This window comes from Klebsiella sp. KPN54798, from assembly GCF_021184225.1.
Lineage (GTDB): Bacteria > Pseudomonadota > Gammaproteobacteria > Enterobacterales > Enterobacteriaceae > Klebsiella > Klebsiella pneumoniae.
The window spans coordinates 2,712,679-2,725,544 of sequence record NZ_CP089234.1; the positions used below are offsets into that span (position 1 = coordinate 2,712,679).

Consider the following 12,866-nt stretch of genomic DNA (forward strand, 5'->3'; position numbering starts at 1 on the left):
GGCGACAACCTGTGAGCTGACGAACGGGATCGTCTCGATCCCGGCAAGGCTTCTGACCACGAATACGGGGAAATAATAACCATGTCCGCAATAAATGAAAAGGCGGTAAACGGGACGCAGCTGCAACGCACCCATAAAAAAATCTACCGCCATTTGATGCCGCTGCTTATCGTGGCGTACATCATCAGCTTTATTGATCGTACCAATATTGGCATGGCGAAAGCGACCATGTCGGTGGATATCGGCCTTTCCGCAACCGCATTCGGCCTCGGGGCCGGGTTGTTTTTTCTCACCTACGCAGTGCTGGAGATCCCCAGTAACCTGTTTCTCACCCGGATTGGCGCACGGCGCTGGATAGCTCGCATCATGATTACCTGGGGCATCCTCTCCTGCGGTATGGCGTTTGTCACCGGGCCTACGTCCTTTTACGTGATGCGCCTTCTGCTCGGCGCCGCCGAAGCGGGACTCTATCCGGGCATTATTTACTACCTCACCCTCTGGTTTGGCCGCGAAGAGCGCGCAAAAGCCACCGGCCTGTTCCTGCTGGGGGTCTGTCTGGCCAATATTATCGGCGCGCCGCTGGGCGGATTGTTATTAAGCCTTGATGGCATGTCCGGCTGGCACGGCTGGCAGTGGATGTTCTTTATCGAAGGGCTGCCTGCGATAGCGCTGGCGTTCGTCGTCTGGCGCAGACTGCCGGATAAACCAGCCGACGCCCGCTGGCTGGACAGCGACGATGTGCAAGCCATTAACGCGGTACTGGCGAAAGAAGCCGAGGAAACACGCCATACGCCGAGCCGTTTCTCCCTGAAAACCGCGCTGTCCACCCGAGTGTTTTTGTTGCTGGTGCTGATTTACTTTACCCACCAGTTTTCGGTTTACGGCCTGAGTTATTTCCTGCCGGGGATCATCGGTAGCTGGGGCCAGCTTACTCCGCTGCAGATTGGTCTGCTGACCGCCATCCCGTGGATTGCCGCCGCCGCGGGTGGGATCCTGCTGCCGCGATTCGCCCGCACGGAACAGCGTTCCCGCAGCATGCTGATGGCCGGATATCTGGTCATGGCGACCGGTATGGCGATTGGCGCCATTGCCGGCCACGGTGTGGCGCTGCTTGGCTTCTCGCTGGCCGCTTTCATGTTCTTCGCTATGCAATCCATCATCTTTAACTGGCTCCCGTCCATCATGAGCGGGCATATGCTGGCGGGCAGCTTCGGCCTGCTCAACTGCCTCGGGCTGTGCGGGGGCTTTCTCGGGCCGTTTATTCTCGGCGCGTTTGAGGACCGCACCGGTGCGGCAACGTCCGGCTTATGGTTCGCTGTCGCGCTACTGATTATCGGCGCGCTGGTGTCCCTGTTTCTCAAAAGTTCCTCATCCCCAGGTTCCGTATCGGCGAAACAGGCCCACGGCGAAAAAGTGTAATCAGGAGGCCATTATGCGCATTGAAGTGTTACTGGATTTAAAAACCCGACTCGGCGAAAGCCCGGTCTGGGATGTCGAACAGCAGCGTCTTTGGTGGGTGGACAGCCTCGACGGGCGCCTGTTCGCCTGCAACGCGCAGGGCGGCGCGATCAAGAGCTGGGACGTGCGACAGAAAATTGGCTCTTTCGCCCTGCGCCAGAGCGGCGAAGGCGCGGTGGTGGCGCTGCAGAATGGCGTTCATCTGCTCGACTTCGCCAGCGGCGAGCTGACGCTGTTGCACCATCCGGAAGCGGACCGACCCTTTAACCGGCTCAACGACGGCAAAGTCGATCGTCAGGGACGCTTTCTGTTCGGGTCAATGGATATGCGCGAAGAGGAACCGAGCGGCGCGCTATATCGCCTGGACCCCGATCTGTCCCTGCACGTGCTGAAGAAAGACATTATCGTCTCTAACGCCCCCTGCTGGAGCCCCTCCGGCGAGACCTTCTATTTTGCCGATACCTGGACGGGCGAAATCTGCGCCTGGGACTACAACACCGCGACCGGCGATCTTTCCGGCGAACGGGTCTTTTGCCATGTCGATCGCAGCGAAGGCGGCGCGGCGGACGGCGCCACCGTGGACAGCGAAGGCTATCTGTGGAACGCGCTGGTCTACGCGGGCAAGCTGGTGCGCTATACCCCGGAGGGCAAGGTCGATCGCATCATTGAGATGCCGGTGAAAAAAGTGACCAGCGTGATGTTCGGCGGCGAAAACCTTGATGTGCTGTACGTCACCTCCATGGCGCAGCCGCCCCTGCCGCGCTTCCCGGAAGATAATCAGCTGCGCGGCAGCCTGTTCGCCATTTACGACCTGGGCGTGACCGGCGTAGCGGAACGGCGCTTCGCCGGCTAAACGAACCACCGGCTCGCCGCGATAACAATAATACCCGGCGAACTGACTCTGACCCTGACACCAGGCGGCGCGCATCATGCTGTCGCGACGCCGCGGAGTAAACACGACTATGACAACAATCAATCACACACCTGCCGGTGAACAACGTGGCAAAAAGCGGCTGATACATCGCTTCTCCTGGGTTTCGCTACTGGTTTGCTGGCTAATCTGGGTGCTTAACGCCTACGATCGCGAGATGATCCTGCGCCTTGGCCCGGTCATCTCTAAGGAGTTCTCGCTCTCGCCGGAACAGTGGGGCAATATCGTCGCCCTGATCATGGTAGCCCTTGCGGTGCTGGATATTCCCGGCTCCATCTGGAGCGATCGCTACGGGTCTGGCTGGAAACGAGCGCGCTTTCAGGTACCGCTGGTGCTGGGCTATACCGCGCTGTCTTTTATTTCCGGGATTAAAGCGATCAGCCACGGGCTGACGGCCTTTGTGCTGCTGCGCGTGGGCGTCAACCTTGGGGCCGGCTGGGGCGAACCCGTCGGCGTCAGCAACACCGCGGAGTGGTGGCCGAAAGAGAAGCGTGGTTTTGCGCTGGGGGTGCATCATACCGGCTATCCGATTGGCGCGCTGCTGAGCGGCGTGGTGGCAAGCCTGGTGCTTGCCACGTTTGGCGAAGGCAGCTGGCGCTACTGCTTCCTGCTGGCGCTGCTCGTCGCCATCCCGCTAATGATCTTCTGGGCAAAATATTCTACCGCCGACCGCATCAACACGCTTTATCAGCATATCGACAGCCAGGGGTTGACGCGCCCGGCGACGCAGGAAAGCAGCCATGTCGCCAAAGGCGAAGGGATGAAGACCTTTTTACGCACCCTGCGCAACCGCAATATTTCGCTGACGGCGGGCAATACCCTGCTGACGCAAATCGTCTATATGGGCATTAACGTTGTACTGCCCCCGTATCTTTATCACGTCTCCGGCCTGTCGCTGGCGGCGTCCGCCGGGCTGAGTATTATCTTCACGCTTACCGGTACCCTGGGTCAGGTAATCTGGCCCTGGCTGTCGGATAGCTTTGGCCGTAAACGAACCCTGATCGTCTGCGGTCTGTGGATGAGTATCGGCATTGCGCTGTTCTATTTCGCCACCAATATGCCGCGCCTTATCGCCATTCAGCTATTTTTTGGCCTGGTGGCCAACGCCGTGTGGCCTATCTACTACGCCATGGCGTCGGACTCCGCCGAAGAACGCGCCACCTCTACCGCTAACGGAATCATCACCACGGCGATGTTTATCGGCGGCGGCATTTCGCCATTGCTTATGGGCTGGCTCATTCAGTTTGGCGGCGGCTGGGAAAATCCAGCGGGTTATATCTACGCCTTCTTTACCATGGCGGGATGTGCGCTGCTGGGGATGTTATTACAGCTCATGACCACCGATAAAACGCCGCGCAAAGCGCATTAACGCAGGAGAACGTATGAAGATTGTTATCGCGCTGGATTCGTTTAAAGGTAGCTGTAGCGCGCAGGCCGCTTGCGCAGCGGTAGCCCAGGGATTGCGCCGGGTTGACCAGACGCTGGAGCTGGTCGAAATGCCCGTGTCCGACGGCGGAGAGGGACTGCTGTCGACTCTGGCGGATAGTCCGTTGCTTGAGGGGGCGGTGTGGCAACAGCAGCGCTGTACCTCGCCTTATGGCCTCTCCCTGCAGGCGGATTTCCTGATCCTGCCCGGCGAGCGGGCCATTATCGAGATGGCGCAAAGCTGTGGGCTCGAACTCACGCCGCCAGCGCAGCGGGATGTGCGTCAGGCCAGCAGCTACGGGCTGGGCGAACAGGTAAAGGCGGCGCTGGACGCCGGGTGTCGGCATTTGATTATCGGCCTGGGCGGCAGCGCGACCAACGATGGCGGCATCGGTTTTGCCCAGGCGCTCGGCGCGCGCTTCTGGCGTAAGGACGGCACCCTGCTGCCGGCTCCCGCGGCAGGTCAGGACCTGGCGCATATTCAGCGCATCGATTTGAGCGGTCTGGACCCGCGTCTACAGCAAAGCGAAATACAGGCCTCCTGCGATGTCACTAACCCTCTGCTTGGCGAGCATGGCGCCACCTGGGTGTATGGGGCGCAGAAAGGCGCGGACGAGGCGGCGCTCAGCGAGCTGGAGGCGGGAATGGCGCATTATAGCCAGCTGCTTACGCAAACCCTCGGATTCGACGCCAGCGAGCGGCCCGGCGCCGGGGCCGCGGGCGGTATGGGGGCTGCGCTTATCGCCTATACCGGCGCCACGCTGCGTCCGGGCATTGACCTGGTGCTGGAGCTGCTTAACGCCGACGACCATCTTCGCGATGCCGCGCTGACGATCGTGGGTGAAGGCTGGCTCGATCGGCAGAGCGCCTTTGGTAAGGCCCCGGTGGGCGTGGCAGGCAAAGCCGCACGCCATGGCGTGCCGGTTGTGGCCCTTTGCGGCGGGCGTGATGAGAGCAGCCGGCAATTATATCAACACCATATTGACGCAATGTGGTCTATTTGCCAGCGCCCTATGGCGCTGGCAGAGTCGATGAACACATGCGAACCGCTCCTCGCCGACGCCGCGGAGAATGTTCTACGAACCTTTCTGAGCGGGTGGCGCGGAGAGGCACATAAGCGGATAACTGTATGATTATTACAACAGCGCTGGCTAATGAAATTGTCGCCCGGGCAATGGCGATAATTCATCATAACGTGAATGTGATTGACCATCATGGACAGATCATTGCCTCAGGTGAACGGCATCGTATCGGCGAACAGCATGAAGTCGCCCAAGAGGTAATACGCACCGGGAAACGCATTTGTATTAACAACGCCGCGGAAGCCGCGCGTTTTCACAACGTGCATCCTGGTATTAATCATCCCATTATCTATGACGATCGCGTGGTGATGGTGGTAGGCATCAGCGGCGATCCCGCGGCGATAAGCCGCTATGCTGAACTGGCGGTGCTCACCGCCGAACTGCTGGTCCGCCAGGCCATAGAGATGCGGGAAACCAACTGGCGGCAACGTCTGCGTGACACCTTGTTTTGTCAGTATCTTGAACAAGGGGCTACACCCGCCGGGCAAGAAGCGCTTCATCGCCTGCTGGAACTTGGTTTCGATTTTGATACACCGCGGGTTCCGATCGTAGTGACCGTGCAGGTCGAACAGCATCAGTTAAGCGACATACTGAGTACGCTGTTGCGGGAATTCTCGCAGCTCTCCGGCGTAAGTGACGTTATTTTGCTGGGCAGCCATGAAATATTGATCCTCAACGCGCTAAGCGAAGCCCAGGAAACCCTGCTGCGGGGCATTGAGTTTGTACTGAGTAATCAGATAAGCCATTACCATATCGGGATTGGCGTGCAGGCGGACAGCGCCCCGGACATTCGCGAGGCCATTCGGTTCGCCCGCTCGGTGATCGAAGTGGGTAGCAAAGTGCAGCCGCAGCGGCAGATCTACTACTTTCGCGAAATGGCAATGCTCTGCCTGTTCAGGGTGCTGGAAGACAGCTATATGGTCAATTTTTTTATCAATAATGTACGCCAGCTGCTTGAGCATGATTCCGGCGAAGTACTGCTGGATACCCTGAGCAGCTTTATTGCCAATAATGCCGAACCGGGCAAAACGTCGCTGCTGTTGGGGATTCATCGTAATACGCTCACCTATCGGCTGCAGCAAATTAAAAAGCACATACAGCTCGATCCGATGGTCTTCACCGACCTGACGCAGCTGGCGGTGTCGGTACACTGTTATCGCCGGCTGAATCCGCGCCAGAGCGAATGGATTGATAGCTTAAGCTAACGTACGATAGATTCGAATTGATGCCCCATCCGCCAGGATAAGTGGCCACCATGGCCACTTCTTTCCTGGCGTGGGTAGGAAACTACGCTTTTGACGACGGCGACAGCCACTGATATACCGCAGACAAATCCTCTCCGGCATATCCCGCGTCCGCCGCCTGCTGCCACAGTTCGGCGATGTTTTCCAGCCCCGGCATGGTGTGCGGCTCGGCCAGGGAAAGCGCCAGCCGGGCATCTTTCAGGGCATGCGCCAGCTGCATCTGCGGGGTAAACTGCTCGCTGGCGATGGCGTCCAGTTTCACTTTGACATAGGGCGCCGCCAGCGGGCCGCCTTCCAGGGCGCTCCACAGCTGGTCGGGGGTGAAGCCCAGCGTCTTCGCCAGCTGGGCGCTCTCCGCGATGCCCTGCATCATCGAAATCAGCCAGGCATTGAGGACCAGCTTCATTTTCTGGCTGTTGCCCGCCTCGCCAAACCACTGCGTCGCGCGGGAGATAGCCGCAAACACCGGTTCGGCAGCGGCGCCCTTTTCCCGATCTCCGCTGGCGAGCACCAGGATCTGTGCCTTCTCCGCTGGGGCTTTGGTCCCCGACACCGGGGCATCGATATAGGTCATCGCTGGCTGAAGTTCCCGCAACAACGCGATGGCCTGCCGGGTCTCCGGCAGGCCAATGGTGCCCATCTGGCAATAGATCGCCTGCGGCTGACAGGCGGGCGCGATTTGCGCCAGTACCTCGAGGGTGGCCTCGCCGTCGGCGAGCATACTGATGATCACCTCGGCATCGGCCACCGCCTGCTGCGGCGTGGCGTGCAGAGATAACCCATGCGCCTGTAAATCTTCGCCGCGGGCTGGCGAACGGTTCCAGCCGGCAACGGTAAAGCCGTTTTTCAGCAGGTTACTGGCAAAAGCGTGTCCCATGGCGCCGAGTCCCAGCACCGCGACCTTTGGTAATGTACTCATCTTGTCTGTCCTGATTCGCGTCTTAATAAAAACGGACCTCTACTATCGCATCTCTGGCACGGATGTCAGTAGCAATAACGGGCATGAAAAGTGACGCTGTCACTGATATTCTCAAGGCTGACGAAGCCATTCCAGTAAGCGGCGCATCGCTGGCGACAGGCTGGCGTCATCCTGGTAGCACAGGCACAAACGGCGCTGCGCCCAGCGGTCCTGTAACCCGATGACGGCAAACGAATAGCGCTGCCGGCAACGCTCGGCAATAACGCGCGGCAGGATCGCCCCGCCGGCGCCGTGCGCCACCATCTCGCAAAGCCCTGCAAAATGGCTCATCCTGACCCGAACGTTTAGCGCCTGGCCGAGTTCAGCTGCGTGCTGTTCGATATGCTGCTGTAGCGCACTGGTCTGATAGAGGGCGACCAACGGCTCGTTGAGCACCGCCGCAAACGCCACTTCCTCTTTTTCGGCCAGAGGGCGAGCTGGCGGCACGATCAGCACCAGCGGGTCGTCAGCGACGGGATCGAGGCGCAGCGGCCCGGGGTCGACCGCATCGGACACCACTCCGGCCTGCGCCACGCCCGCCAGGATACAGCTGACGATATCCGCGCTGGTGCGTTCTTCGGTTTCGATCTGCACCGCCGGGTGCGCTGCCATCCAGGCGGCGAGCTTCCCCGGCAGAAAGGCCGACATCGCCGAGGTGTTGGCGAACAGGCGCAGCGTCCCCCGCTGACCGCAGGCGAAGGCGTGCATCGCCTGGCGCAGACGCTGCTGCTGCGCAAGAAGCGGGCGGGCATGGCGCGCCAGTACCTCCCCGGCCTCTGTCATCGTCACCCCGCGGGCATGACGGTGCAACAGCGGCACGCCGATCTCGGCCTCCATCTTGCGCAGCCTCTCACTGGCGGACGCCAGGGCCAGATGGGCATTCGCCGCTCCGCCGGTGATACTGCCGGTATCCACGATGGCGATAAATAGCCGCAGATCGGCCAGATCCAGTCGCATCAGGCCCTCCTTTCCCTTCGGTTTTTCCGTAGTCTATGGCCAACATACCGCATTGTGGCCCTCACGACCAGCTGTTTCAATGCCCCTTTCTACCCTGAAAAGTGAGCCATAATGTTCGATTTACACACGATCTCTTTCCTGTTGATCTTTATTGCCGCCGGGCTGGTCAAAGGGGTGACCGGCATGGGATTGCCCACCGTGGCGATGGGCCTGCTTGGCCTGCTGATGCCGCCGCAGGCCGCAGCGGCGCTGCTGGTGCTTCCCTCGCTGCTCACCAATCTCTGGCAGTTACTGGCAGGCCCGGCGCTGGCGCAGATTGTACGCCGTCTCTGGCTTATGATGACCGGGATTATTATTGGCACGTTGGCCGGGTCCTCACTGCTGATCGGCCTCAATCCTCGGTGGTCGGCGCTGGCGCTTGGCGCCGCATTGATAGTCTATGCCGGGTATGCGCTCTGCAGTCCGGTGTTTCAGGTTTCCGGCCGCGTGGAGAAGTGGCTGTCGCCGCTCATGGGCGGGCTGACCGGCGTTATCACCGGGGCGACCGGGGTATTTGTTATTCCGGCCGTTCCCTGGCTACAGGCGCTGGGCTTTCGTCGCGACGAGCTGGTGCAGGCCCTGGGGTTGTCGTTCACCCTTTCCACCCTGGCGTTGGCGGCTGGCCTCGCCCTGCACGATGGCTGGCATGATGATGCATGGCTATTGTCGACGCTGGCGCTGTTGCCGGCGCTGCTCGGCATGTGGCTGGGACAGCGGATCCGCTCGCGTCTCAGCCCGCAGCGCTTTCGTCAGGGCTTTCTGTTGTTCCTGCTGGCGCTGGGGATAGAGCTGATCGCCCGGGGATGGCTGGTCTGAATCCTCTAGCGGCGGGTAATGTGCTTCACATTGTACTTACTGGTGTTCTGGTAGATCTCTGAGAAATCGACGATCGCCCGGTTCTGGGCGTAGCTGATCGACTGCACCCGCAGCAGGAGGCTGTTTGGCGCCACCTGCAGCAGCTCCGCCTGCTCACGGGTCGCCAGCACCGGGGTATAGCTGCGGTGGCTCTCGATGATGGTGATATGGCACTCTTTTTTGAAATAGTTGAACTTAGACTGCTCGAGGTTACCCACGCTGAGCCAGGGGAAGGTGGCGAAGGGGATATAGCTGTTTTCCACCAGGATTGGGACCTCATCGATCAGCCGCAGCCGTCTGACGTAATACACTTTCTCCCCCGGCTGGATCTTTAACTGCTGGGCAATGGCTGGCGGGGCATCAAGCAGCGTAAATTCAATAACTTTGTTACGGTAGTTGGTGACGCCCACCACCTGCATCTGGTAGTTAAAGCCCTCCAGTTCCCCGCCATGATAGTTACTTTTACGCACAATGCAGGTTCCGCTGCCGTGCCGCCGCGCGATCAGCTTTTCTTCCTCCAGTAGCGCCAGCGCTTTGCGCAGCGTCATCACCGAGACCTTCAGCTCCGCGGCGAGCGCTTTTTCGCTGGGCAGCATATCGCCGACGGCATAGTCGTCGCTGTTGATGCGGGCCTTCAGTTCAGTGGCAATCTTTTTATAAATCACTTTTAGATGTCTCGATGGAGTGGCGCCAGTCAACGGTAGACATGAATAACTTCATGTAATTAAATTATTATTTTTATCTTGCAGCGAAAAAATCAACAATGACACATCTATAAATCACGCCATATTTATATATCTGTCCAGCAACAATATATATGACTTTCGTCACAGATGGCCCTTTTCCTGCTCGGGTTCCCGGTGGTCTGCTCCTAGTCTGATAAGCCTATTCATCAGGTGATGACAGCGGTCTGCAAAGACGAGAGGACAACCATGATTGGAGTGAAAAAGCTTCAGGATTTTTCCAAGGCGATGATCGGGCCGGTGCTGTATCTGCCAGCTATCGGCCTGTTGATCGCCCTGTTCAGCATGACGACCAACCGGCTGTGGGTGGATGAAAGCAGCGGGCTCTACCTGGTGGGGAAATTTGTCTCCAGTATGCTCTGGGCGCTGATGAACCATCTAGGGTTTCTGTTCTGCCTTGGGCTGGCCAGCGGTCTGGCGAAAACCCGCAAGGCCGAAGCGGCCTTCGTGGCGGCCATGACCTGGCTGATGTACCTGGCGGCGAATAATAGCTGGCTAACCCTCACCCATCGCCTGGCGACCGGAGCCACCAACGCGCAACTGTACGGCAGCGGACAAACCTTTATCTTCGGTTTTCAGGTTATCGATATGGGCGTATTCCTTGGGATTATCCTTGGCTGCGCTGTCGCCTTTGTCCATAATCGCGTGGTTGGGATTGAGTTTCGCGGCGCGCTGTCGATCTACGGCAACAGTAAGCTGGTGCTGATCGTGATGCTGCCGCTGGTTGGCATGTTCGCCATCGCCACCGTCTATCTCTGGCCGGTGGTGGAGCTGGGCATCTCGGCGCTGACCGGCTTTATGAAATCCTTTGGCGCCATCGGGGTCTTCCTGTACGGCTTTCTCAACCGGTTCCTGATCCCCACCGGGCTGCATCATCTGATCTGGTCGCCGTTCGTTTTTACCTCTATCGGCGGTCAGCTGCTGATCGATGGTCAGACCGTCATTGGCGCTAAGCCTATTTTCCTGGCCGAAATCGCCCTCCACCCCGTTGACGCGCTCAGTGATTCCGCCCGTTTCCTCACCTATGGGATGGTGAAGATTTTTGGCACCGCCGGCATGGCGCTCGCCTTCTACCGTACGGCGAAAGCGGAGAATAAGCAGCGGTTGAAAGTCACGCTGATCCCCTTGATTGTTACCTCCGTCCTGGTGGGGATCACCGAACCTTTTGAGTTTCTCTTTATCTTCACCGCCCCATTGCTGTGGCTTATCTACTCCCTGCTGGACGGTTTTTTCCAGATGCTGGCCTGGCTGCTTCACGTCAGGGTCTGCGCCACTAACGGTCTCATCGATTTCGTCGTCTATAACCTCCCGGCGGGAGTCAGCGCGACGCGCTGGCCGGTGTTTGTCGCCCTCGGTCTGCTGGAAACCGCGACCATGTACCTGGTCGGCACCTTCTGTATTACCCGTCTGCGGCTGCTCACCCCGGGCCGAGAAACCGCAGCCGAAGATGAGCATTCGCAACAGGCTAATAGCGAGCATCCGGATAAAGGCGCGCTGGTGATTGCCGGGCTGGGAGGGAAAGAGAATGTCTGTGCGGTGGGCAACTGTTTTACCCGTCTGCGGATTGATGTGCGGGACCCCGCCCTTATCCAGCAGAAGCTGTTGAAAGAGAGCGGCGGGAGCAGCGTGCTGATTAAAGGAAACCATGTCCAGGTTATCTATGGTCTGGGAGTTAACAAAATTCGAACGGCGGTCAACGCCAGTCTGGGTGTTACTGAATAACGAGGTGGTAAATGAAAGATAATTTTGTGGTCACCATTGCCGGCGGCGGCAGTACTTATACCCCTGGGATTGTGATGATGTTACTGGAAAATATGTCGCGCTTTCCCCTGCGGGAGATCCGTCTGTACGACAACCATCACCAGCGTCAGAAGACTATCGGCGACGCCTGCGCCATCCTGGTGGCTGAACGCTTCCCACAGGTTAAGTTCAGCTATACCACCGATCCGCAGGCGGCCTTTACCGACGTCGATTTCGTGATGGCGCATATTCGCGTTGGCCTGTATGAGATGCGGGAAAAGGATGAAAAGATCCCGCTGAAATATGGCGTGCCGGGCCAGGAGACCTGTGGTCCGGGTGGGATTGCCTACGGTATGCGCTCGATTGCCGGGGTGCTGGAGCTGGTCGATTATATGCAGCAGTACGCTCCAGGGGCCTGGATGCTCAACTACTCCAACCCGGCGGCTATCGTCGCGGAAGCGACCCGTCGCCTGCGGCCCGACGCGCGCATCATCAACATCTGCGATATGCCGGTGGCTATCGAGGGTCTGTTCGCCGACATCCTCGGCCTGCCGTCGCGCAAAGCGCTGAACGTTCGTTACTATGGCCTGAACCACTTCGGCTGGTGGACCAGCATCACCGATAAAGCCGGTAACGATTTGATGCCGGCGCTGAAGCGTCACGTGGCGGAGCAGGGATACAGCAGCCCAAAAGAAGACTTTCAGCATAAGGCGCCGAGTTGGATCGAGACCTTTAAAAAGGTGAAGGATGTGTTTGCCCTCGATCCGACGACGCTGCCTAACACCTATCTGAAATACTATCTCTACCCGGACTATGAAGTGGCGCATTCCGACCCGGAGTTTACGCGGGCCAACGAGGTGATGGCCGGACGCGAAAAAGAGGTCTTTGATATGGCCCGGGAGATCACCCGTCGCGGCACGGCGGAAGGCGCGCATTTCCATGCCGGGGCCCATGCCACCTTTATCGTCGACCTCGCCTGCGCCATCGCCTTTAACACCCAGGAGCGGATGCTGTTGATCGTCGAGAACAACGGAGCCATCGCCAACTTCGATGAGACGGCGATGGTGGAAGTCCCCTGCCTGGTGGGCGTTAACGGTCCGGAACCGCTGGCGATGGGGAAAATCCCGTCATTCCAGAAAGGGTTGATGGAGCAGCAGGTGGCAGTTGAGAAACTGGTGGTTGACGCCTGGATTGAGGGCAGTTACCAGAAACTGTGGCAGGCCATCGCCCTGTCGAAAACGGTGCCCAGCGCTTCGGTGGCGAAAGCCATCCTCGATGAACTGATCGTCGCCAACGAAGGCTACTGGCCCGCACTGCACTGATCTTTTTCGTGATGGGAAAGATGCAGAGAATCCACCTTCTCTGCATTTTTACCCGGTGTTTCCCCCGGTGATGCATTCATCCTTAACCTCCTCCCCCGAACCGCTCATTTCC

11 protein-coding genes are annotated in these 12,866 nt (G+C 58.9%); 8 read left to right on the plus strand and 3 right to left on the minus strand.

Annotated features, from left to right (window positions below; translation table 11 throughout):
- Positions 1 to 81 precede the first annotated feature (81 nt).
- The 5 genes from LPQ25_RS13115 (at position 82) to LPQ25_RS13135 (ending at position 6,101) form a co-directional block, all read left to right on the plus strand.
- The gene (locus tag LPQ25_RS13115) at positions 82 to 1,419 is read left to right on the plus strand and encodes an MFS transporter (protein WP_004143425.1); all 1,338 of its coding nucleotides are present in this window, start codon (positions 82 to 84) and stop codon (positions 1,417 to 1,419) included.
- A 13-nt stretch (positions 1,420 to 1,432) separates the two neighbouring features.
- The gene (locus tag LPQ25_RS13120; protein ID WP_004190127.1) at positions 1,433 to 2,311 is read left to right on the plus strand and encodes an SMP-30/gluconolactonase/LRE family protein; all 879 of its coding nucleotides are present in this window, start codon (positions 1,433 to 1,435) and stop codon (positions 2,309 to 2,311) included.
- 76 nt (positions 2,312 to 2,387) lie between these two features.
- On the plus strand, positions 2,388 to 3,758 hold the full coding sequence (locus LPQ25_RS13125) for an MFS transporter (protein WP_004176181.1): 1,371 nt from the start codon (positions 2,388 to 2,390) through the stop codon (positions 3,756 to 3,758).
- Between the two features lie 13 nt (positions 3,759 to 3,771).
- Positions 3,772 to 4,947, plus strand: coding sequence for a glycerate kinase (locus LPQ25_RS13130; protein WP_014907599.1), 1,176 nt, complete (start codon positions 3,772 to 3,774; stop codon positions 4,945 to 4,947).
- The gene (locus LPQ25_RS13135) at positions 4,944 to 6,101 is read left to right on the plus strand and encodes a CdaR family transcriptional regulator (RefSeq protein WP_014907600.1); all 1,158 of its coding nucleotides are present in this window, start codon (positions 4,944 to 4,946) and stop codon (positions 6,099 to 6,101) included. The genes LPQ25_RS13130 and LPQ25_RS13135 overlap by 4 nt, the downstream gene beginning before the upstream one ends.
- Positions 6,102 to 6,183: 82 nt before the next feature.
- Here the strand turns inward: LPQ25_RS13135 and LPQ25_RS13140 are convergent, their stop codons facing one another.
- The gene (locus tag LPQ25_RS13140) at positions 6,184 to 7,059 is read right to left on the minus strand and encodes an NAD(P)-dependent oxidoreductase (RefSeq protein ID WP_014907601.1); all 876 of its coding nucleotides are present in this window, start codon (positions 7,057 to 7,059) and stop codon (positions 6,184 to 6,186) included.
- Between the two features lie 111 nt (positions 7,060 to 7,170).
- Positions 7,171 to 8,055: a LysR family transcriptional regulator gene (locus LPQ25_RS13145; RefSeq protein WP_014907602.1), complete on the minus strand. Its 885-nt coding sequence runs from the start codon at positions 8,053 to 8,055 to the stop codon at positions 7,171 to 7,173.
- Positions 8,056 to 8,166: 111 nt separating this feature from the next.
- Between LPQ25_RS13145 and LPQ25_RS13150 the strand changes: the two genes are divergently transcribed.
- A complete protein-coding gene (locus tag LPQ25_RS13150) occupies positions 8,167 to 8,910 on the plus strand; it encodes a sulfite exporter TauE/SafE family protein (protein ID WP_014907603.1) in 744 nt (247 codons plus the stop codon).
- A gap of 5 nt (positions 8,911 to 8,915) precedes the next feature.
- Here the strand turns inward: LPQ25_RS13150 and LPQ25_RS13155 are convergent, their stop codons facing one another.
- Positions 8,916 to 9,614, minus strand: a complete 699-nt coding sequence (locus LPQ25_RS13155) for a GntR family transcriptional regulator (protein WP_004891992.1) — start codon at positions 9,612 to 9,614, stop codon at positions 8,916 to 8,918.
- 267 nt (positions 9,615 to 9,881) lie between these two features.
- Here LPQ25_RS13155 and LPQ25_RS13160 point away from each other — a divergent pair, with 267 nt between their 5' ends.
- Complete coding sequence (locus tag LPQ25_RS13160) at positions 9,882 to 11,414, plus strand: PTS transporter subunit EIIC (protein ID WP_014907604.1); 1,533 nt, start codon at positions 9,882 to 9,884, stop codon at positions 11,412 to 11,414.
- Between the two features lie 11 nt (positions 11,415 to 11,425).
- Positions 11,426 to 12,754, plus strand: coding sequence for a 6-phospho-alpha-glucosidase (locus LPQ25_RS13165; protein WP_004151635.1), 1,329 nt, complete (start codon positions 11,426 to 11,428; stop codon positions 12,752 to 12,754).
- Positions 12,755 to 12,866 lie beyond the last annotated feature (112 nt).